Source organism: Variovorax sp. WS11 (genome assembly GCF_010499245.1).
GTDB lineage: Bacteria > Pseudomonadota > Gammaproteobacteria > Burkholderiales > Burkholderiaceae_C > Variovorax.
On the sequence record NZ_JAAGOW010000002.1, the window covers coordinates 353,119 to 374,485 of the forward strand.

Annotated in this window: 14 protein-coding genes and 1 tRNA gene; 8 read left to right on the forward strand and 7 right to left on the reverse strand. The window is 63.1% G+C overall.

All coding sequences use genetic code 11. The annotated features are described in order from the left end of the window. Positions 1 to 105: 105 nt before the first annotated feature. Entirely contained in the window at positions 106 to 1,167 is a 1,062-nt protein-coding gene (locus tag GXN78_RS22230; protein WP_106555768.1) for an aldo/keto reductase, read from the reverse strand. An 86-nt stretch (positions 1,168 to 1,253) separates the two neighbouring features. Here GXN78_RS22230 and GXN78_RS22235 point away from each other — a divergent pair, with 86 nt between their 5' ends. From GXN78_RS22235 to GXN78_RS22265, 7 genes are all read left to right on the forward strand, one after another. Then, a complete protein-coding gene (locus GXN78_RS22235; RefSeq protein ID WP_106555769.1) occupies positions 1,254 to 2,186 on the forward strand; it encodes an alpha/beta hydrolase in 933 nt (310 codons plus the stop codon). A gap of 57 nt (positions 2,187 to 2,243) precedes the next feature. Beyond that, positions 2,244 to 3,348 (forward strand): peptide chain release factor 2 gene (gene prfB, locus GXN78_RS22240; RefSeq protein WP_106555770.1). Its coding sequence is split into 2 segments (ribosomal slippage): positions 2,244 to 2,324 and positions 2,326 to 3,348, totalling 1,104 coding nucleotides; the frame shifts between segments, so codons are not numbered across the junction. A gap of 39 nt (positions 3,349 to 3,387) precedes the next feature. Next, positions 3,388 to 6,081: an aminopeptidase N gene (pepN, locus tag GXN78_RS22245; RefSeq protein ID WP_106555771.1), complete on the forward strand. Its 2,694-nt coding sequence runs from the start codon at positions 3,388 to 3,390 to the stop codon at positions 6,079 to 6,081. A 24-nt stretch (positions 6,082 to 6,105) separates the two neighbouring features. Next, on the forward strand, positions 6,106 to 7,113 hold the full coding sequence (locus tag GXN78_RS22250) for a class 1 fructose-bisphosphatase (RefSeq protein ID WP_106555772.1): 1,008 nt from the start codon (positions 6,106 to 6,108) through the stop codon (positions 7,111 to 7,113). Positions 7,114 to 7,124: 11 nt separating this feature from the next. After that, positions 7,125 to 7,200 (forward strand) — tRNA-Thr (locus tag GXN78_RS22255). Between the two features lie 359 nt (positions 7,201 to 7,559). Continuing rightward, positions 7,560 to 9,779 carry an AAA family ATPase gene (locus GXN78_RS22260; RefSeq protein ID WP_106555773.1) on the forward strand — a complete coding sequence of 740 codons (2,220 nt, stop codon included), beginning with the start codon at positions 7,560 to 7,562 and terminating at the stop codon, positions 9,777 to 9,779. After that, positions 9,776 to 10,705 carry a hypothetical protein gene (locus GXN78_RS22265; protein ID WP_146162999.1) on the forward strand — a complete coding sequence of 310 codons (930 nt, stop codon included), beginning with the start codon at positions 9,776 to 9,778 and terminating at the stop codon, positions 10,703 to 10,705. The genes GXN78_RS22260 and GXN78_RS22265 overlap by 4 nt, the downstream gene beginning before the upstream one ends. Positions 10,706 to 10,879: 174 nt before the next feature. Here GXN78_RS22265 and GXN78_RS22270 read toward each other — a convergent pair whose 3' ends face one another. Then, on the reverse strand, positions 10,880 to 11,800 hold the full coding sequence (locus GXN78_RS22270; RefSeq protein WP_146163000.1) for a hypothetical protein: 921 nt from the start codon (positions 11,798 to 11,800) through the stop codon (positions 10,880 to 10,882). An 87-nt stretch (positions 11,801 to 11,887) separates the two neighbouring features. Here GXN78_RS22270 and GXN78_RS22275 point away from each other — a divergent pair, with 87 nt between their 5' ends. Continuing rightward, positions 11,888 to 12,883 carry an IS30 family transposase gene (locus GXN78_RS22275; RefSeq protein WP_106561524.1) on the forward strand — a complete coding sequence of 332 codons (996 nt, stop codon included), beginning with the start codon at positions 11,888 to 11,890 and terminating at the stop codon, positions 12,881 to 12,883. Here GXN78_RS22275 and GXN78_RS22280 read toward each other — a convergent pair. The 5 genes from GXN78_RS22280 to GXN78_RS22300 form a co-directional block, all read right to left on the reverse strand. After that, positions 12,801 to 13,424: a hypothetical protein gene (locus GXN78_RS22280; protein ID WP_146163055.1), complete on the reverse strand. Its 624-nt coding sequence runs from the start codon at positions 13,422 to 13,424 to the stop codon at positions 12,801 to 12,803. The genes GXN78_RS22275 and GXN78_RS22280 overlap by 83 nt on opposite strands. A 104-nt stretch (positions 13,425 to 13,528) precedes the next feature. Beyond that, positions 13,529 to 14,224, reverse strand: coding sequence for a SprT family zinc-dependent metalloprotease (locus tag GXN78_RS22285; RefSeq protein ID WP_106557094.1), 696 nt, complete (start codon positions 14,222 to 14,224; stop codon positions 13,529 to 13,531). Continuing rightward, the gene (locus tag GXN78_RS22290) at positions 14,221 to 17,514 is read right to left on the reverse strand and encodes an HsdR family type I site-specific deoxyribonuclease (RefSeq protein ID WP_106557095.1); all 3,294 of its coding nucleotides are present in this window, start codon (positions 17,512 to 17,514) and stop codon (positions 14,221 to 14,223) included. The genes GXN78_RS22285 and GXN78_RS22290 overlap by 4 nt, the downstream gene beginning before the upstream one ends. 13 nt (positions 17,515 to 17,527) lie before the next feature. Next, positions 17,528 to 18,832: a restriction endonuclease subunit S gene (locus tag GXN78_RS22295; RefSeq protein WP_106557096.1), complete on the reverse strand. Its 1,305-nt coding sequence runs from the start codon at positions 18,830 to 18,832 to the stop codon at positions 17,528 to 17,530. Beyond that, complete coding sequence (locus GXN78_RS22300; protein ID WP_239142856.1) at positions 18,825 to 21,344, reverse strand: class I SAM-dependent DNA methyltransferase; 2,520 nt, start codon at positions 21,342 to 21,344, stop codon at positions 18,825 to 18,827. Before GXN78_RS22300 ends, GXN78_RS22295 begins: the two co-directional genes overlap by 8 nt. Positions 21,345 to 21,367 lie beyond the last annotated feature (23 nt).

Consider the following 21,367-nt stretch of genomic DNA (forward strand, 5'->3'; position numbering starts at 1 on the left):
GTCTCCAGACGGGTCATGCGGCCGAGGGGCCGCCGGACCGGCCGGCTATTCTGCCAGCGCGCACTGCACCGGTTTCACGCCGAGCAGCCGCACGCAGACCTGTCTTCAGATCGCGGGGTCGCGCATCTCCCAGCGCAGCTTGTCGACTTCCGACAACACGTCGGGCGGCAGCCGCTTGTCCCAGCTGTCGAGGTCCTCCTCGAGCTGGGCCAGCGAAGTCACGCCGATGATGGTGCTCGCCACCTGCCACTTGCTGTGGCAGAAGGCCAGCGCGAACTGCGTGGGCGTCATGCCGATCGCGCGCGCCAGCGCGTTGTAGCGGCGCGCCGCCTCGAAAGACTCGGGCCGGCCCCAGCGCTGCTTGCGCACCGACTCGTAGCGCGCGATGCGCGCGCCCTTCGGCGCATGGGGCCCGGTGATGCCGCTCTCGTCGTACTTGCCGGTGAGGAGCCCGAAGCCCAGCGGCGAATAGGCCAGCAGCGAGACGCCCAGCCGATGCAGGGTCTCGTCCAGGCCGTTCTCGACGCCGCGGCTCAGCACGTTGTAGACGTTCTGCACCGTGGCCACGCGCGGCAGCCCGTGCTGCTCGGCCAGCCGCACGAATTCGTGCACGCCGTAGGGCGTCTCGTTCGACAGGCCGATGGCGCGCACCTTGCCCGCCTTCACCAGGCCGGCCAGCGCCTCGAGCTGCTCGTGGATGGGGGTGCGCGAGGTCTCGCGGACCGGGTCGTAGTACATGTTGCCGAAGGCCGGCACATGGCGCTCGGGCCAGTGGATCTGGTAGAGGTCGATCACGTCCGTCTTCAGGCGGCGGAGGCTGCCCTCGCAGGAGGCCGCGATGTCGGCCGCCGTCATGCCGTTGCCTTCGCGCACCCAGGGCATGCCGCGCGAGGGGCCGGCCACCTTGGTGGCGAGCACGACCTTGTCGCGCACGCCGGGGTTCTTCTCGAACCAGTTGCCGATGATCGTCTCGGTCGCGCCGAAGGTTTCCGCGCGGGCCGGCACGGCGTACATCTCGGCCGTGTCGATGAAGTCGATGCCGCGCTCGAGGGAGCGATGGAGGATGGCGTGTGCGGTGGGCTCGTCCACCTGCTCGCCGAAGGTCATGGTGCCGAGGCAGATCGGCGTGACGCGCAGATCGCTCTGCCCGAGTTGAATTTTTTGCATGCGAGGAATGCTAGCGACTACCGCGCCAGCCTGCTGTCCGCTGCCGGACTGCGCGGCCGGGGGCTCGTCCGTATCATCGATCGGCCATGTACCAAGCCCTCCGCCCCTCCCGCAGCGAGTTCGTCCCCATCCGCAACCTGCGCTACCACGTCCGCCTCTGGGGCACGCCTTCGCCGGCGCGCCCTCCCCTGGTGCTGCTGCACGGCTGGATGGACGTGGCCGCTTCCTGGCAGTTCGTGGTCGACGCACTGGTCGAGGAGCGCCAGGTGATCGCCCCCGACTGGCGCGGCTTCGGCCTGACCGAGGGCGGCGCGGTCGACAACTACTGGCTGCCCGACTACCTGGCCGACCTCGACTGGCTGCTCGACCACTATGCCGGCGACACGCCCGTCGACCTGGTCGGCCACAGCATGGGCGGCAATATCGCGATGCAGTACGGCGGCGTGCGGCCGACGCGGGTGCGCCGCCTGGTCAACCTCGAGGGCTTCGGCATGGCGCCCCTGCAGCCGGCCGAGGCGCCCGGGCGCTACGGCAAGTGGATCGACCAGCTCAAGCGCCTGCACCGCGGCGAGATGGCGCTGGCCAGCTACCCCGGGCCCGAGGGCGTCGCGCGGCGGCTGATGAAGACCAACCCGCGCCTCTCGCAGGACAAGGCCGACTGGCTGGCCAGCCACTGGTCCGTGGCGCGCTCCCAGGCCGAGGGCGGCGAGCGCTGGGAGATCCTGGGCGACCCGGCGCACAAGATCATCAACGCCAACCTGTTCCGCGTCGACGAGGCGCTGGCGCTCTACGCCGCCATCGCCGCGCCGGTGCTGGCCGTGGTGGCTTCCGACGACAGCCTGGACCACTGGTGGAAGGGCCGCTACACCCTGGCCGACTTCCAGGAGCGCCTGAAATCGGTGCGCGACGTGCGCCTGGAACGGGTGGAGGATGCCGGCCACATGCTGCACCACGACCAGCCGGGCCGCGTGGCGGCCCTGATCGAGGCATTCCTTGACGCCAGCAGGGCCGGGCGATAGGCCTGGCCGGGCGTGAGAAAATCCCCGGTTTTCCCCGAACACCGTCAGGATTTCCCCATGGATGCAGAGCAAATCAATCAAATCGGCGCAACCCTCGCGGACCTGAGCGCCCGGACGGTCGACTTACGGAGGTATCTTTGACTACGATGCCAAAGCCGAACGTCTGAGGACGGTCAACGCATCGCTCGAAGATCCCACCGTCTGGAACGACCCGAAGAAGGCCCAGGAACTGGGCAAGGAAAAGAAGGCGCTCGACGACGTGGTCGTCACGCTCGACCGGCTCACCAGCGGGCTCTCGGACAACACCGAGCTCTACGAGATGTCGAAGGAGGAAGGCGACATGGATGGCCTGCAGGCCATCGCCGATGACGCCGCCTCGCTCGAGGAAGACATCAAGCAGCTCGAGTTCCGCCGGATGTTCAGCAACCCGGCCGATCCGCTCAACGCCTTCATCGACATCCAGGCCGGTGCCGGCGGCACCGAGGCCTGCGACTGGGCCAGCATGCTGCTGCGCCAGTACCTGAAGTACGCCGAGCGCAAGGGCTTCAAGACCCAGATCGAGGACGAGACGCCCGGCGATACGGCCGGCATCAAGGGCGCGACCATCAAGGTCGAGGGCGACTACGCCTTCGGCCTGCTGCGCACCGAGACCGGCGTGCACCGCCTGGTACGCAAGTCGCCCTTCGACTCGTCGGGCGGGCGCCACACCAGCTTCGCCAGCATCTTCGTCTACCCCGAGATCGACGACTCGATCGAGATCGAGATCAACCCCGCTGACGTGCGCACCGACACCTACCGCGCGAGCGGCGCCGGCGGCCAGCACATCAACAAGACCGACTCGGCGGTGCGCCTCACGCACATCCCGACCGGCATCGTGGTGCAGTGCCAGGACGGCCGCAGCCAGCACAGCAACCGCGACGTGGCCTGGAAGCGCCTGCGCTCGCGCCTGTACGACCACGAGATGCGCAAGCGCCAGGAAGAGCAGCAGAAGCTGGAGGACAGCAAGACCGACGTCGGCTGGGGCCACCAGATCCGCAGCTACGTGCTGGACAACAGCCGCATCAAGGACCTGCGCACCAACGTCGAGATCTCCGCCACGCAGAAAGTGCTCGACGGCGACCTCGATGCCTTCATCGAGGCCTCGCTCAAGCAGGGCGTCTGATGCAGGCAGCACAACACCAAAATTCCCTGGAGACTCTCGATGCACTTGCGTGATGCCCAAGCCGAGCCCGTGGCGATCCGCCGCGAGGACTACCGCGCTCCCGCCTACTGGATCGACACCGTCGACCTGACCTTCGACCTGGACCCGGTCAAGACGCGCGTGCTCAACCGCATGCGCCTGCGCCGCAACCCGGACCTTGCGCCCGAGCCGCTGCGCCTGGACGGCGACGAGCTCAACCTCGCGCGCGTGCTGGTCGACGGCCAAGGCGCCTCCTTCCGCATGGAAGCCGACCAGCTGGTGATCGACAACCTGCCCGATGCCTTCGAGCTCGAGCTCTTCACCACCTGCGCACCCGCCAAGAACACCAAGCTCATGGGTCTGTTCGTGAGCGAGGACACCTTCTTCACCCAGTGCGAGGCCGAGGGCTTCCGCCGCATCACCTATTTCCTCGACCGTCCCGACGTGATGGCGAGCTACACGGTGACCCTCCGGGCCGCCAAGTCCGCCTACCCCGTGCTGCTGTCGAACGGCAACCTGGTCGAGCAGGGCGAACTGCCCGAGGGCCGCCACTTCGCCAAATGGGTCGATCCCTTCCGCAAGCCCAGCTACCTGTTCGCGCTGGTGGCCGGCAAGCTGGTGGCGCGCGAGCAGCGCATCAGGGCGCGCAACGGCAAGGAGCACCTGCTGCAGGTCTACGTGCGCGCCGGCGACCTCGACAAGACCGAGCACGCCATGGCTTCGCTGGTCAACTCCGTGACCTGGGACGAGGCCCGCTTCGGCCTGCCGCTGGACCTGGACCGCTTCATGATCGTCGCCACCAGCGACTTCAACATGGGCGCGATGGAGAACAAGGGCCTGAACATCTTCAACACGAAGTACGTTCTGGCCAACCAGGCCACCGCCACCGACGCCGACTACAGCAACATCGAGAGCGTGGTCGGCCACGAGTACTTCCACAACTGGAGCGGCGACCGCGTGACCTGCCGCGACTGGTTCCAGCTCTCCCTGAAGGAAGGCCTCACGGTATTCCGCGACCAGGAGTTCAGCCAGGACCTGTGCGCCGAGCCTTCCGCCCGCGCGGTCAAGCGCATCGAGGACGTGCGCGTGCTGCGCACCGCTCAGTTCCCCGAGGACGCGGGCCCGATGGCGCACCCGGTGCGGCCCGACAGCTACATCGAGATCAGCAACTTCTACACCGTCACCATCTACGAGAAGGGTGCCGAGGTGGTGCGCATGATGCAGACGCTGGTCGGCCGCCAGGGCTTCGCGCGCGGCATCACGCTGTACTTCGAGCGCCACGACGGCCAGGCCGTGACCTGCGATGACTTCGCGCAGGCCATCGCCGACGCCAACCCCGACTCGGAGCTGGCGCGCCTCCTGCCGCAGTTCAAGCGCTGGTACGGCCAGGCCGGCACGCCTCGCCTCGCGGCGCACGGCGTGTACGACGCGGCGCAGCGCACCTACACCCTGAGCTTCGTGCAGAGCTGCCCGCCGACGCCGGGCCAGCCCTTCAAGGAACCCTTCGTGATCCCGGTCAACGTCGGCCTGCTCGGACCCGACGGGCGCGAGCTGCCGCTGCAGCTGACCGGCGAGGAGGCCCCGAGCGCAGGCACGCGCACCCTGGTGCTGACGCGCGCGGGCGAGCAGTTCACCTTCGTCAATGTCGAGGCCGAGCCGGTGCCTTCGATCCTGCGCGGCTTCAGCGCACCGGTGATCCTGGAGTACGACTACAGCGATGCCCAGCTGCTCGCGCTCCTGGCCCACGACACCGATCCCTTCAATCGCTGGGAGGCCGCCCAGCGGCTGGCGCTGCGCGCCGCGATCCGGGCGATCCACGCGCCGGTCGCGGGCGCGAGCGAAGCGCCGCTCGATGAGGCCTACCTCGAGGCCATGCGCCGCGTGCTGCGCGATCCCGGGCTCGATGCCGCCTTCAAGGAACTGGTGCTCACGCTGCCCTCGGAAACCTACATCGCCGAGCAGCTCGAAATGGTCGATCCGCAGCGCGTGCACCTCGTGCGCGAGGCCATGCGCGCCCAGCTCGCCGCCGGCCTCTTCGCCGACTGGGAGCAGGCTTACGAGGAGCACCGGGAGACCGGGCCTTACAGCCCCGCCCCGCGCTCCTCCGGCCGCCGTGCCCTGGCCGGCCTCGCACTGTCCTACCTCTGCCTGGCCGCGCGAGCCACGGGCGACGCGGTCTGGCCCGGCAAGACGCTGCAGCGCTTCAAGGACGCGGGCAACATGACCGACCGCTTCAACGCGCTGCACGCGCTGGTGTCCTCCGGCCACGCGCTGGCGGCGCAGGCCTTGGCGCGCTTCCATGCCATCTTCAAGGACGAGGCGCTGGTCATCGACAAGTGGTTCTCGCTGCAGGCCGGCGCGCCCGACCGCGGCGGCGACATCCTGCCGCTGGTCAAGCAGCTGATGAAGCACCCCGACTTCTCGCTCAAGAACCCGAATCGCGCGCGCAGCGTGATCTTCAGCTACTGCAACGCCAACCCGGGTGCGCTGCACCGCCCCGATGCCGCGGGCTACGTGTTCTGGAGCGAGCGCGTCATCGAGCTCGATGCCATCAACCCGCAAGTCGCCGCCCGGCTCGCCCGCGCACTCGACCGCTGGAGCAAGCTGGCCGAGCCCTACCGCAGCGCCGCGCGCGAAGCCATCATGCGCGTCGCCGCCAAGCCTGATCTCAGCAAGGACACGCACGAGGTGGTCACCCGTGCGCTGGCTGCATAAACAATCCCCATCTGGAGTCACTGAATGCTCAAGAGCATTTCTCTCACCCGTTACCTGATCGAACAGCAGCGCGCCGACGGCCTCATCCCGGGCCAGTTGCGGCTCTTGCTCGAGGTGGTGGCGCGCGCCTGCAAGGGCATCAGCCAGGCCGTCAACAAGGGCGCCCTCGGCAACGTGCTCGGCTCGGCCGAGAGCGAGAACGTGCAGGGCGAGGTCCAGAAGAAGCTCGACATCATCGCCAACGAGGTACTGATCGAGGCCAACGAATGGGGCGGCCACCTCGCGGCCATGGCCAGCGAGGAGATGGACAGCATCTACGTCGTGCCCAACCGCTATCCGCAGGGCGAGTACCTGCTGCTGTTCGACCCGCTGGACGGCTCGAGCAACATCGACGTCAACGTCAGCATCGGCACCATCTTCAGCGTGCTGAAGAAACCCGAAGGCTCTCCCGGCGTGCAGGAGTCCGACTTCCTGCAGGCGGGCAGCAGGCAGGTGGCGGCCGGCTACTGCATCTACGGCCCGCAGACAACGCTGGTCCTGACGGTGGGCAACGGCGTCGCGATGTTCACGCTGGACCGCGAGCAGGGTTCCTTCATGCTCACGCAGGAGGACATCCAGATCCCGGCGGACACCAAGGAATTCGCCGTCAACATGAGCAACATGCGGCACTGGGATGCCCCCGTGAAGCGTTACATCGACGAATGCCTGGCCGGCAAGGACGGCCCGCGCGGCAAGGACTTCAACATGCGCTGGATCGCCAGCATGGTGGCCGACGTGCACCGCATCCTGATGCGCGGCGGCGTTTTCCTGTACCCCTGGGACAAGCGCGAGCCCGAAAAAGCCGGCAAGCTGCGCCTGATGTACGAGGCCAATCCCATGAGCTGGCTGGTCGAGCAGGCCGGCGGCGCCGCGACCAACGGGCGCCGGCGCATTCTCGACCTGGAGCCGGGCAAGCTGCACGAGCGCGTGGCTGTGGTTTTGGGGTCGAGGAACGAGGTCGAGCGGCTGACGGGCTATCACGAGCCGCTATAATCGCGGGCTTAGCCGGTGTAGCTCAGTTGGTAGAGCAGCTCATTCGTAATGAGAAGGTCGGGTGTTCGAATCATCTCTCCGGCACCAACACAGATAAGGCTCCGTAGCTATCAAATCGATAGCAACGGGGCCTTTTTCTATGGCGATGTAACGGCCGATGTAAGAGCGTTTTAGGTTGGCAGCAAAATTGCTTGAGATGTCAACAGTTCAGTCTATGCACTATTCACAAGCCGAGCTGCGGATGGTTTGCCTGCCAGACAACTTTGTTGCGTCAAAGTAAGCTGCCGTACCTACTGCTTCTCTGCAGATCTCATCCTCCGCATGTGTGCTGATCGCCGAGTCACTTGCTCAGCAGGCCCAGGTAACGTCCAATCGCACCCGAAGGAACACATCGGTCGGTCGATAGCCCAGAAGAAGCGACACCTCACAACTACTCATCAGCCTCAATGAGGCACGCCTGGATGCGAAAGATAAATCGAGAAATCGTTGACGCTCCGACCTCCCTGCGCACCGGCGCTGTGCGCGAAGCGAAGCTTGAACTACGGCGGCACTACAGGTTACCGCCAGAGCAGCGCCTCAATCGACGCGCCCCTTTCGACCTTGAACTGCTTCAAGCCGAAGACCTGGTGCTGGCCTTGCGTAGGGTTTTCGAGGATCGCTGCGCCTACTGCGAGTCGCAAATTCAAACCACAGTGCGTGGGCTCGATCACTTTCGTCCGATCGCCAGCGCCGCCAACCATTTCGACAAAGTCAGCCCTGACCACTACGGGTGGTTGGCATATGACTGGCATAACCTGCTCGTGTTGTGCCCTTCGTGCCAGAAGGCCAAGCGAAACCAATTCCCAGTTGAAGGGCCACGTGCACCGCTACTCTGCACCTGGAACGAAGCTGTCGCAGCAGAAAACAATCTCCTACTGAACCCGTGCAGCGACGATCCCTTGCGGCACTTCAGGATCCTTCCGGATGGCAGACTTTTTGCACGCACTGACACTGGTTCGTGCACTTTGGAGATAGTCGATCTAAACCGTCCCGCGCTGTGCGAAGCCCGCGGAAGGGTCATTCAGTCCATCCTGTCCGCCCTAAGCCAAGCACTCGACGCTGGCGATCCAATCTCCGAAATTGTCAACAGGACTCTTGCGCCGTCTGCGCCTCATTGGGGGGCGCGGCTTCTGCTCTATCGAAGCATCCGCGACACGTTTCCCGAAACCTACCGCGGCTCGTACTCGTCCTCGTCGGATCGCTTCATGAAGGATGTGGCAAGACTTTTTGACGCCGTTCCTTTGGCGATCATGCAAGAGGCAATGAGGGTCTACACATCCTTCTTGCCTGACAGCTTCGTTGATCTCGGCGAAATTCATTCCGAGGCTCCAGAAAGGCTGCTACAGATTGGCGATGCACCCTCCTCTGCGCGCATAACCGGCATCGCGGTCCGCAATTTCAAGGGGATCGACGACCTAACCATCGAGTTCAGCTCTGAAGGGGAGTCCAGCCGACGAGCGCCATGCGTAATGCTTGTGGGGGAAAATTCCACCGGGAAGAGCAGCGTGTTGCAAGCCATCAGCCTAGCCCTCATGTCGCCCAAGCAGCGCGCTCGATTGGGAGTCGAACCTGAGCAATTTATTAGCCGTGAACGGGCCAGTTGGCAGCTCATCGGTGATCGAGAGCCATACGTGACGGTCAAGCTTGACAGCGGCGCCAAAATTGCCTTGCATGTTCAGGCTGATCCGCCGAATTTTGTTGGCGAAGGCGTCCCGGGCTTAACAGTACTTGCGTATGGCGCGCGCCGCCTAGTCAAGTCGAGTCCCCATACCATCCGCAAGCACTCAGACGGAAAAACTCTGTTCGACCCGCTTGCCACCATCCCAGATCCCACAAGATGGCTCCAGCTTGTCAGCGATGACCACTTCAACGCAGTAGCGCGCGCTTTGAGAGAAGTGCTCGCGCTCCAATTCGACGACAGCATTTTCCGCGACCTTCTAGGGAACGTTCTCGTAAAAGCGCATGGTCGCGTGACGCCTATTGAACGCATGAGCGACGGCTACAAGTCGCTATTTGCAGTAGCGGTCGATGTGATGTGGCGGATGGTCGAGACGTGGGGAAATCTGGAGGACGCGCGAGGGGTTGTGCTGATCGACGAGGTTGAAACACATCTTCATCCGCGTTGGAAGATGCAGGTGATGACCGCTCTTAGAAGGGCAATGCCGCAGGTGCAATTCATCGCAACCACCCATGATCCTCTTTGTCTTCGGGGCATGATTAACGGCGAGGTGCAGGTGCTCGTCAGGGATGAAGATGACGCGATTTTCGCTCTGGAGGATCTTCCAAACGTGCAAGGTTTAAGGGCAGACCAATTGCTCACTTCCGACGTTTTTGGGCTCGCGACCACAACAGACCCTAAACTCGAACAATTGATCGAACAGTATGCAGATGAGGCGGGCAAGACGCAGTCTGATGGCGGCTCTACAAGGCGGCAGATCATTAATGGCATTGCTGCCGACATTTCTGACATGACGGTACTTGGAGACAGCGTTGCAAAGCAAATTGTAGCGGAGGCAATGACAAGATATCTTGCAGCGCGCGTGGAAAGACCAGTCCGAGCAGTCGAGTACCGCGAAGATGCGGTGCGGGCTGTAATTGCGGTCCTTACTCGCACTGACCTTAAATGAGGTACGTCGATCGGAAATCGGTTCCCGTCCCGAAGTCGCTGCGTGATAAAGGCTCTCCTGCCGAGAAAGAGCGAATCCTTGCGATCGAGCATTATGCTCAGCAACCACCCCCTAAGAAAGCATACAAGTTCAAGGTCTACAAGGCGAAAGACGTACAGGAAACACTAGCCCAGCTCTTTCACAACAAGTGCGCGTACTGCGAGAGCAGCTATGGAGCCACTCAACCAGTGGACGTTGAACACTATCGCCCTAAAGGGGCGGTGAAAGGAGAAGCGCATGCTGGCTATTGGTGGCTTGCCTCAAATTGGAACAACCTCCTGCCCTCCTGCATTCACTGCAATCGCGAACATCACCACCAAGCTGTCGAACTTGCTGCAGACGGCACTGCCGTCGTTGGCAGCAAGAAGGTGCTCTATGGCAAGAAGGACCGTTTTCCCGTAGCCGCGGCGAAGCGAGCAACAGGAGACGATGAGGCCAACCTCGCGGCCGAAGGCGCACTGCTGATCGACCCTTGTCGGGACCGTCCAGACTCACACTTGGCATGGCAATCATTTCACACTCACTTGCCGACCGTTGCTCCGGTTCGCCGTGGGGGCATCGAGGACGAGCGGGGCCGCGCAACTATAGACATTTTGGGCCTCAATCGGCATGGTCTCGTCAGTGAACGCGGATACCTAATTCTGGAGATTGCACTAGAGATCTCTCGTATTCGGGACGATCTTCTCCTGGCAATCGCGCAGCCCGCAGGTGAGCTTAGAAAACAGCTACTCGCCAGGGTAGCATCACGACTTGAAGATCTCAGCCGCCATGAAGCACCTGAAAGGCGGTTTTCCACTGCGGCAAGCGCCTACATCTCGGCCGCGAAAGAGACGTTATTGAAGGAATTTGAAGGGGAGCTCCTCCCCAAAACACAGGGCCAACTTTGAGTGTCGCTGAAGAAGCAGATCGATTCAAATTTGGCTCAACCCACAGTTGCACAGTCTCGTTCAAGGCTCATCCTGAACTGCGAAGTACCCTAGACGCGCTGAACCTCGCTACCGCGTGCTGCTAGCCATGCACTGCGTCTCACAGCGCCTCTGCGCGCTCACCCGCGCAAACTTCTAGGGATAGATTTCCCAATGTGCGCGATGAATCCCAGCAGTGTGCGGCGGGACAACCAGCCATTGAGGTACGTTCGCGATTTCTCCCATAGGCCCATACCACCACTGAACGGTTTCATCCACCTCCCAGGAGGTGTCTATCACTTCGTTGTATTGAATGGAGTGAACAAACACCGCCGCTACTGGCCGATCGACCTTGAACGCACCAAGCAAATCTCTGATCCTCTGGTCCCTCAATCGATCGGCCGCTCGTCCTTCATGGGTTTCTACGGCGATGTGAACTATTGATGTCTTGTCCTGTGGCAGTTGCCTCACGGCATCAACGAGCAGCCTTTTCACATCGCGAGCCTTTGCCGCAACCGCCTGGGGTGCGTCGCAGACTCTCGTGCCACCCATGGCCCAAGCTATGTCATCGACAAAACGACCGGATGGCAGCGCTTCGCAACCCGCCACTGTGGAGTACCGGGCCAGGAGCGCCATTGGGCCGTTTGAATTGCGTGGCGCCCAATCGCCTCCAAGCAATGAGCGAAGCATGGAGGAGTTGTGTTTGACCCTGTTGGATTTCATGTGCCTTGCGACGGCTTTGCGATCTATAAGCCTGACCCGAATAGTTGCGTGCTCATCGTCGAGAATGGTCTGCTCCCCCTGCCCAAGCGGGAGCGCACTAGCGAGCACCTCGGTCAAAAAGCTCTCCGGCAATCGAGTAATTTCCTGATGAAAAGCCATATCAATCCAGATCCATTGACCCGAGACTTCCCTGACTAGTGTGGGGATGCCTTCCCACATTCGCAGAAACGCTTGGTGTTCTCGGTCGCTGTAAGTCGGGCGCCGCGACTGACGCTTGCATTCGACATAGAACTCGATTCCATCACGACTTACCAATAGATCAGGCGATTTGGACGGTGGCTTTGCCTCGAGCATCCGTGGCGGCCTCAAATCTGAAGTGCAACACCTCACTCCATGTAAGGTGCTGTAGTGGAAGAAAGACGAGCAACGTACAGGCAGCTGATGCCTGAGGAACGAATGACGATCGCGAGCATGAAGTTGCAGGGCGCGAGCACGCGGGCGATCGCCCGCGTGCTCGCGCGGCCGGCCTCCACGGTCAGTCGCGAACTGCGGCGCAACAGCTGCGCTGAGCTCGGCTACGCGAGCGACACCGCCACGGCTCTGCAGGCGCGACGCCGCCGCACCGCCAGGCCGATGGTCAAGCTCGATGTGAGCAGCGTTACCTGGGGCGTCGTGCTGACCTTGCTGAGCTGGAAGTGGTCGCCCCAGCAGATTGCCGCTACGCTCAGGCGTGTGTACCCCGACGAACCTCAGCGCCACGTCTCTCACGAGACGATCTACACGGCCATCTACGCGCAACCGCGTGGCGAGTTGCGCCGTCAGCTCATCGCCTGCCTGCGTCAGGGCCGCAGTACGCGCTTGCCGCGCAGCCGCGGCACGGATCGGCGCGGCCAGATCCCGGACATGGTCAGCATTCATGTGCGCCCGCCCGAGATCGACGATCGGGTCATGCCCGGACACTGGGAAGGTGACTTCATCAAGGGCACAGGCAACAAGTCCTCGGTGGGCGTTCTCGTCGAGCGCAGCAGCCGTCTGGTGCTGCTCGCGCGCATGGAGGATGCCACCGCCGCCGCGGCGCTGGCCGGCTTCACGGTCAAGCTCAATGCAATCGCCGCGCCCCTGCGCCAAAGCCTGACCTACGACCAGGGCAAGGAGATGGCGCGTCACGCCGAGCTGGCGGCCAACACCGGCGTGCGGGTCTACTTCTGCGACCCGCACAGCCCCTGGCAGCGCGGCACCTGCGAGAACACCAACGGGCTGCTGCGTCAGTACCTGCCCAAGGGTACCGACCTGTCGGTGTACACGCAGCAAGAGCTCGACGCCATCGCCGATAGTCTGAACACCAGGCCGCGTGCTACGCACAACTGGCGCACACCGCTGGAGGTGTTCGCACAAACGCTGGCCAGCTCTCATAAGCCATCAACTTCAGTTCATTGACCCCGGTGTTGCGCTTCGGACTTGAAACCGCCCGTACATTCCATCCGTGCCCTGCGTAAGTCAACGCCACCAATATTTCAAACAGGACTCCGTCTGGCGAGTGCCGAAAGTCTCCGACCACCTCCTTGATCTTCTCGTCAAGCCTTTCAACACGTTCTCTATGCGCCAACGCCTTCCCGATCGCAGTAAGGAACGGCAATGTTCGAGCTGCCTGGTTGGTTTCTTGGCACAGCGGGTCGGTCAGTGCGAGTTCGGCGAGCATCAGATACCAACCGATCTCATCCTGTTGATCTCGAATCGGACGTGTAGCCCACAAAGTAGTGGCCTTAGTTGTTTCCAGGCGCTCAACAATCGCAGATTTGCGCGACTCCCACTCCCCTTCGTCAAGATGCGCTAGAAAAGCATCTAGAGTCGTCCGAAGAGCCTGATCTTCGGGGCTGGTTAAATTGATGCCCATTGCCCGATACAACTTTGCCTTGTCTCGCGCGATTGCTTCCTTGACGCGCTGCTCTGCTGTCCCGCGTCGCCGTGCTTCGCCCATACGCTTCCTTCTCCAGTGTTCACCTATTCGGCGAACAGTTTTCCAAACCTTCATCTGCCGCGTGGCTGGTTCGCAGCACCAAAGGCTAAAGCATTTCAGACGTGTTAGACGCCTTCAACGTCGCTCCCATGTACTGCGAGCCAGTTCTTTCGTTGCTCGTAGTCACGCATCACTCGCTCTATTCGTCTCCAAAACTCCGGCGTGTGGTGTGGCTCAAGCAAATGCGCCATCTCATGGACAACGACGTATTCGGCGATGCGCGCTGGCAGCAGGATCGTCTTCCAGTGGAAGTAGAGCCAACCTCCCTTGCCGCACGAGCCCCAGCGATAGCCGAGGTCCTGCACCCTGACGCCGGCTGGCGCGACCTCCATGCGTGCGACATAGTCCTCCACCTTGGCGGTGATCCAAGGCTGAGCGCGATCGCGATACCACCGAACCATGTGTTCGCGGCCGTCACGCGCCAAAGCTACCGGCATGACGAAGCGCCCTCCCGTGAGCTTTACCGCCGCATCTGCCTCCTTGGCCAACCGAAGGCGGTAGCTGCGCCCAAGGTAAGGGAACCCCTCGCCGTCGGTGAAGACCTTGCGTGGCGCCTCATGCCCGCGCGCATCCTTACGAGCCAGTTGCTTGTAGATCCACATGCGCTTGCGCAGAACGAAGTCACGCAGCCTGGCGTCCTCGACCGTTGGAGGCGCCGCCAGTATCAGGTCACCGGTACGGTCCACAGTGATTTCCAACGAGCGCCGAGCGCTGCTGCGGCGAACCTCGAAGCGAAGATCGTTGACGACCAGATTGCTCATGACTTGCTGAGCCGATGATGGTTGGCGCGCGCCAGCTCCATCAACTTGTCGACCAGCGCCTCGATCTGCGGCGTCGGCAACAAGCGCGAGTGCATCAACAGCTCGAAGAGGCGGCTGCCCAGCGCATCCTGCGCCGGCTGGCGGTTCGGCTTCCAGAAGTTGGGCGTGAGCTCCGCGACGATGGTGTCCACTACTTCGACGGTCAAGTCTGCCAGCTTCGTCTGCTCCGCAGGCGTGATGGCCCGATCCCCCGCGGCCGAGTCCACCATCAGCCGCAGGAACGGGCCGTACTGCTCCGGCAGATCGGGTAGCCGGTCGTCCTGGGCCACTTGCCCGGCCCGGATATCGTCGACCAGCCCCTGCAGGGCGGCAGTCAGCTCATCCCAATGTTCGCCGAGCTGCGCCAACAGGTCGCGCAGGCGCTCGCTGAGGTTGCGGTAGGCCACTGGGTCCTGGTCGGCGTTCTCGCGGATGTGCGCCCGGATGGCGTGCTCCATCTCGGAGGCCTTGGCGCGGTCGTTCGGCTCGCGGGCCACCTTGTCGCCGAAGTCGGCATCGGTCAACGACACCGGCGGGATCTTCGGGTCCACCCCCATCGACACCACATGGTCATCGATGAGCTTGCGCACCTTGGCCCCAACGTCCTTGCCCAGCACTGGCGTGTCGCGGTAGCGGTTGCGGGCTCGGGCGTAGATGAAGGCCAGCAGCTTGGCGTCCGGCGCGAAGGGCAACCCCTCCGCCCGAGGCAGTACCACGTCCAATGTGTCGAGGAACTGCTTGAGCTTGACCGCGAACTCGGCGCGCAGGCGTTCGTCGCCCAACACTTCGACGCAGGTTTCGTGGTCGGTGAGGTTCTCCACGCCCCGACTGCGGAACAAGTCGACCAACCGCAGATGACGGTCGCGCAGCACGGGGATCTCGTCCTTGAGGCTTTGCAGGGCGCCCTCGATGTCCTCGTCCGCATAGACGGCAAGCGCCTGCTTCAGATGGTGCGCCAGGCCGAAGTAGTCCACCACGATGCCGAACTTCTTGCCGAAGCCGGTGCGATTGACCCGCGCGATTGTCTGCAGCAGTTCCGCTTCGCGGATGGGCCGGTCCAGGTACATCACGCCTTCGACCGGGGCATCGAAGCCCGTCAGGAGCATCGACTTGACGATCAGGAAGGCCAGCGGGTCGGTCTTGGTCGAATCCGCGTGCCGCAGCGGCCGCTTGAAGCGCTGGATGCGCTGCTCCTGGGCGGCCGCATCGGTCCACTGCTTCCACGCCGGGTCGTCGTTGTTGCTGCCGGAGATGATGGGCGCGAACTCCAGGGCCCTGAGGAGATCGCGATAGCGCCAAGCCTGCACCTGCCCCTGCACCACAGGCGGGCGCCGGCACAGCGCTTCTTCGTCCAGCCCCTTGTCCTCGGGGCTCAAGGCTTCGGCTTGCGCCAGCAGCTCATCGCGGGCCAACATGAAGGCATCGAGATACCTCACCACCGCGAGCCGGCTGTAGGCCACCACCTGGGCCTTGAAGCCGTTGGGCAGGATGTTGGTCACGTAGTGGCGCAGCATGTCGCGCGCCTTGTCGGCGACGAGCGCGGGCGCCTCGAAGATCTGGCCCTTGGTCGCGTACTTCTGGCGGATGGCTTCCAGTTCTTCGGGGGTGTGCTCGCGGAACAGGTCCTCGAACAGCTCGTCCAGGCTGGCGCCGTCCTTCACGGCCCCGTGCGCGGTGCGGCCCTCGTACAGGATCGGGACGATGGCGCCGTCGGCCTCGGCTTCCCGGATCGTGTAGCGGTCGATGAACTCGCCGAAGATCTCGTGGGTGCGCTTCTTGTCCCCCATGAGGATCGGCGTGCCGGTGAAGCCGATGCGCGCACAGTTCGGGAGGCCCACCTGCAACGCCGCCTGCAGGTCGCCGGCCTGGCTGCGATGGGCCTCGTCCACCAGCACCAGGATGCTGTCGTCGTCGTTGAGCACGTCCAGCGGGCCCGGAGGCTCGCGCGCCTCGGCGCGATGTGGCAGGTCGGCCGCCGTCAGGGGGGGCTCGCCGGCGGCATCCCCACCGCGCTGCTTCTGGATCATGCCGAACACCAGCCCCGGCCCCTTACGGCGCAACAGGGCGCGAAGGGCCGCGGCCGAGGTTGCCAGCTCCACGGTCTCGCCGGTCAGCGCGGCGGTCCCTGAGAGCTGATCTTCCAAATCGGTCCGGTCGGTCACCACCACCACCTTGAAGCGGCGCAATGCGGGGTCGGTGCGCAGCTTGCGGATCAGGAACACCATGGTCAGGCTCTTTCCCGAGCCCTGGGTGTGCCAGACGATGCCGCCGCGCCGGTCGTGTTCGCCGTCCTGCAGCCGGGTCTTGCCGGTGCGCAGGCGTTCGATCGCGAGATGGACGGCGCGGAACTGCTGGTAGCGGCAGACCGCTTTCACCGTCTGGCCGTCGGCGGTCATGAACAGGGTGAAGTGCCGCACCACGTCGAGCAAGTTGGCCGGGACCAACAGGCCAGCGATCAGGCGTTCCTGCTCGGAAAGCGTGATCTTGCCAAGCGACGCGGCCACATCGGCCTCAGTGCGTGGCACGACGGTCTTCCAGGCCGCGTAGTGGCGCATGGCAGCGCCCACGCTGCCCACCCGCGCCTCATCGAAGCTCGTCGCGATCAGGAGCTGGTTGGTGTGGAACAGCGCCTCGTTGCCCTCGTTGTCATCGACCTCGAGGCTCACCTTGCGCTGGTTGGTGTAGCGGCGCAGTTGGTCCACCGCCTCGGCCAGCGGCTCCGGGCATGACGGGCTCTTGCACTCCACGACCACCAGCGGGATGCCGTTCACGAAGAGCACCAGGTCGGGCACGATAAAGGCCTTGCCTCGGTTGTAGCCGGGCGGGCAATCGATCCTGAACTGGTTGATGACGGTGAACTCGTTGCGCTCGGGGTGCGCCCAATCGATGAAGTGGATGGTCTGGCCGCGGCCGCCATCCCAGCCGGGCAGGCCTTCGACCGTGATGCCGCCCAGCAGCAGTTCGGTGGCGACACGGTTGGCCTCCATGAGGCGATGGGTGCCGATGCGGGTGATGGCGCCGACGGCTTGCGAGAGGCGCGCTTCATCGACCCAGGGCACCGGTTGCCCGTCGAGTTCACGCACGTTCAGTTCGTGCAGCTTGCGGCGCAGTGTGGCTTCCTGAATGACCTCGGTGAAGGCGGTGCGGCCGGTCGCGGCGGGATGATCCAGGTCGCCTTCGACGCAGCGCCAGCCGAGGCCGAGCAGTTGTTCGACGAAGGGCTTTTCTACAGTGTCGAGTTCCCAGCCCATGCGTCGGTCTTTTTCAGTCGAGGAGAGGCGCCACGCAGACGCGGCCGGTGAGGAGGTCGTCCATGAGGCCGGCCTTCTGCTCGCGAGATTTCAGCAGATATGCCACGTTCGTCGCCAACGTTCTGTCCAGGGACGCAAGCTTCGCGCAGGCACTTTCCTGCTCCTCGACTGGCGGCAGCGCGAGCACGATGCGCTTGAGGTTGCCGATGTTGACGCGCTGCATTGTTACCCCCTGCTCGAATCCCCGAATCTGTCGGCGAGCGACGGCCCCGTTCAAGCTGCGCATTACAAATGCTCCAATAGCGAGATCATTTCTCGGTCGCAAACGAAAGCAATCGGCCTTGTTTACCGCGGGAGGCAGGTCGTCGGGGTAGCAACAAGCACGCCCTACCGGATAGCGCGCATCTCCAAGTGCGGCAACCAGTACGTCGCCACCCGAGACTTCGTTCCGGTTAAGACTGGCTGCCTTCTGTTCGGACACGAAGGCGCGCTCGTTGTCGTCATAATTGCCAATGCCGATGTTCTGGAGCCGAACAACACGCACGCCGGGTAGATCGACGTAGTGCTCGGTTTTCAGGTTAGAGCCGAACGGGCCATCCACAATCGATTCAGACACCTGATCCACAGCTCGTGCCTCCCATTTCCTCGGAATCCATCCCAAGACCGACTCCTTGTAGAGATGCGGCGCTTCCTTCGGCCGCGGGCGCAGTTCGCCGTTGGCGTCGATGCCACGGGTCAGCAGGTCGTGCAGCAGGCCCTGCTTGACCTGTTCGAACTTTTGAATGATTGCCTCGGTCTGGCGGATGGTGATGTCAAGAGCGTCAAGCACATCGGCAATGGCCACTTGTTGGCCTCGCGGAGGAAGCGAGATTGGCAACAAGACCATATCGCGCTGGAAGATATGAGGGATTGAACTACCAGAAACCTTGTCATCAATTAGTCGCTTGAACTGACTGCCTCGAAGAACATGAAATAGATATCGGTAGTCCAACTGCTCTCCGGGGCGCAGCAGCATCATGGTGCCATTCAGAGTTGCTTTCCCCGGCAGGCAGTCGATGCGTGCAACGCGCCCTATGGTGCCGTCCTTCGTCAGGATCACGTCACCCGGTTCCAGGGCAATTTCCATCGACTCCCTGTAACGATATTCGGTGATGTGATCGCAGGAAGTCCAATCAACTTGGCCATCGCGCACATGCTTCCCGGCGACAAGAAGTGGACCGTCATCGGTGTATTCGGACGAAGCGAGGCCCCGCCAGCCGATCCTCGCCTTCACCTTAGTGTGCTTGCCGAGCGGCTCTACAGGCCAGAGATCAGACATAGCCGAGCGCTCGCAGGAATGAGTCCAATTCCGTCGCGGCACCTTTGCGATCCTGCTCGATGTCGTTCAACGTCACCCTGTATTTGTCCCACCAAGTCTCATACGTCTCAATAACCTGCCGCCGCTGCGCGGAAACATATCTATCCAGGATCGCCTGCATATCGTTGCGCAGGACAGCCAGAAGCAGCGTCGCCGCTCCAGCATCATCCAGAGCATCGACCGCGCCATCGAGCCGCTGCGCGAAGCCCTGTTCCTTGGCCTTGACCTCCTTTTTCAGCGCCACGAGTTGCCGCTTCCACTCCTTGAGCTGCGCGTCGTCTACTGCCAACTCGTCGTCGCTGGGCTCGGCCTCTTCGCCATCCTCACGCTCAACCTTGTCCGGCGTGGCCGCTTTAATTTGGCTGTCCAGTTCGGCCTTGCGCACTTCCAACTCGGCCAGCGCATCTACGAAATCGCCCATCAGGAGCTTCACAAGCTTGTGGCCCAACGGGTTCCCATTGCTTTGATCGTCGTCTATCCCGGTGCGGATGCTGATGCGCCAGGCGTCCACGACGCCCCTGGCGCCGCGCGCCATCAACGTCATGAATTCGTACTTGGCGTCATCCCAGAAGCCGGCCACGATCCCGCGCACCTGAAAGCGTCCAAGCACGCCTGTTGGCTCCAGCGCGGCGCTGAAACTGTGCAGGAGGTCGTTGCGCAGACCGACAAGGCCGGGAGCACCGGCCAGCGCAATGATGCGCGGACTGTGCACCTGCCACCAGGCGTCAAAGGCGTCGCGCACTTCCTGCTCGCGAGCCACGAGGCCGGGATAGGTCTCGATCGCATTCTTGACGGCCTGCCGCGTCGTCAGCTCGGAGCGGAAGTCGAAGTAGTAGGCATCGCGCTCGACAAGCAGCGCCAGCGCGTCCAGGCCGTGCGCCTTGAAGAGTGCAGCCTTGTTCTCCACCTCGGACTTGGGTACACCGCCGACCAGGTGCGCGCGCACGTCATGCGGCTCCGGCGGCGGCACGTTGTCGGCGTAACGCCGGATGTTGAGGTTGCAGTCGTTATCGCGAAGCTCGGCGTTGGAGACGATGGCCGAGAAGCCCGGCACCTCAGCGAAATTCTCGAAAGTGTTGGCGATCTTCTCGATGTGCTCGGGCAGCAGGTGGTTCTGAGCTCGGCCCTCGAAGTATTCGCGGTCGGCGTTGATAAAGAGGACTCTTCCTTGCCGCTCGGACGGCTTGCCGCTGTGATTGCCCTGGCGCTGGCGCATCACCAGCACGCAGGCCGGAATGCCCGTACCGTAGAACAAGTTTGCGGGCAGGCCGATCACGGCTTCCAACAAGTCGGCCTCGATCATGGCCGCACGGATGGCGCGCTCTTCGCCGCCGCGGAACAGCACGCCGTGGGGCATCACGGTAGCGAGTTGGCCGCCGTCCTTGAGCACGGACACCATGTGCTGCAGGAACATCAGGTCAGCCTTCTTAGCTCCCAGCGGTACTTCGCCGTAGCGGAAACGCTCGGCACGGAACTTAGGCGCCCACACCGCTTGACCGCCGCGGTTGGTGTCCGCGGTGCCCCAGTTTATGGAAAACGGCGGGTTGGAGAGCACGCGGTCGAAACGCATAAGCTCCCCGCCTTCGGCATGCTGCGGTTCGGCCAAGGTGTCCTCGTTGCGCAGGTCGGCAGTGCTGATGCCGTGCAGCAGCATGTTCATCTTGGCGATCGACCAGACGGTGCCGTTGGCCTCTTGCCCAAAGAGCTCGGCGCGATTACCGTCCTGGCCGTGTTCGTCGATGTACTCCTTGGCCAGGATCAGCATGCCGCCCGAGCCTACGCAGGGGTCATAGACGCTGTGGTGCTGTTCGGGTTTGACCAGGCGCACCATCATGCGTACGACCGATCGGGGCGTATAGAATTCGCCGCCCTTCTTGCCGGCCGAGTCCGCAAACTCCCCGATCAGGTATTCGTAGGCGGCGCCCAGCAGGTCGGGGAACTCGAAATCCTCGTTGCGCAGGCGGTAGGTACTGAAATGGCTGATCAGTTGGCGTAACTTAATGTCGGGGATCTTGCTCTGGCCCACTTTGCGTGAGAAGTCGATGTGTTCCAGCACCTCGGCCAAGCTCGAGTTGTTGCTCTCCAAGCCGCCAAGCGCACGATTGAGGAAACCGCCCACATCGACGTGAGCCTCGTTGACCAAGTATTTCCAGCGGGATTTGGGTGGTACGTAGAAGGACTGGCCATACCAGCGCTTGAGCTCTGCGCTCTCGCGGGCCTCGGCGTCAGTCTTGCACGCGGTCAACTCGCGCTGCATAACTTCCTCGCGACGCTGATCGAACACGTCGGAGCAGCGCTTGAGGAACAACATTCCGAAGATGTATTCCTTGAACTCGGAGGCGTCCATCTTGCCGCGCAAGATGTCGGCCGCTTTGAAGAGGTGGCGTTCGAGTTGGGGGAGGGTTAGCGGCATAGGGCAATAGTGGCCTCTCGCCCAAAAATCTTGAGTTGGGCGAGGGTAGCTGGTGATCATAGCGGCGCGCCACAGGCCATAGG

Excerpts from the sequence above, each read along its gene's own strand:
- GXN78_RS22230 (WP_106555768.1), bottom strand. The coding sequence starts at position 1,167 with ATGCAAAAAATTCAACTCGGGCAGAGCGATCTGCGCGTCACGCCGATC.
- GXN78_RS22235 (WP_106555769.1), top strand. The coding sequence starts at position 1,254 with ATGTACCAAGCCCTCCGCCCCTCCCGCAGCGAGTTCGTCCCCATCCGC.
- GXN78_RS22285 (WP_106557094.1), bottom strand. The coding sequence starts at position 14,224 with ATGAGCAATCTGGTCGTCAACGATCTTCGCTTCGAGGTTCGCCGCAGC.
- GXN78_RS22270 (WP_146163000.1), bottom strand. The coding sequence starts at position 11,800 with ATGCTCGAGGCAAAGCCACCGTCCAAATCGCCTGATCTATTGGTAAGT.
- GXN78_RS22260 (WP_106555773.1), top strand. The coding sequence starts at position 7,560 with ATGAGGCACGCCTGGATGCGAAAGATAAATCGAGAAATCGTTGACGCT.
- GXN78_RS22280 (WP_146163055.1), bottom strand. The coding sequence starts at position 13,424 with ATGGGCGAAGCACGGCGACGCGGGACAGCAGAGCAGCGCGTCAAGGAA.
- GXN78_RS22250 (WP_106555772.1), top strand. The coding sequence starts at position 6,106 with ATGCTCAAGAGCATTTCTCTCACCCGTTACCTGATCGAACAGCAGCGC.
- GXN78_RS22265 (WP_146162999.1), top strand. The coding sequence starts at position 9,776 with ATGAGGTACGTCGATCGGAAATCGGTTCCCGTCCCGAAGTCGCTGCGT.
- pepN (WP_106555771.1), top strand. The coding sequence starts at position 3,388 with ATGCACTTGCGTGATGCCCAAGCCGAGCCCGTGGCGATCCGCCGCGAG.
- GXN78_RS22295 (WP_106557096.1), bottom strand. The coding sequence starts at position 18,832 with ATGTCTGATCTCTGGCCTGTAGAGCCGCTCGGCAAGCACACTAAGGTG.
- GXN78_RS22300 (WP_239142856.1), bottom strand. The coding sequence starts at position 21,344 with ATGATCACCAGCTACCCTCGCCCAACTCAAGATTTTTGGGCGAGAGGC.
- GXN78_RS22290 (WP_106557095.1), bottom strand. The coding sequence starts at position 17,514 with ATGGGCTGGGAACTCGACACTGTAGAAAAGCCCTTCGTCGAACAACTG.
- GXN78_RS22275 (WP_106561524.1), top strand. The coding sequence starts at position 11,888 with ATGCCTGAGGAACGAATGACGATCGCGAGCATGAAGTTGCAGGGCGCG.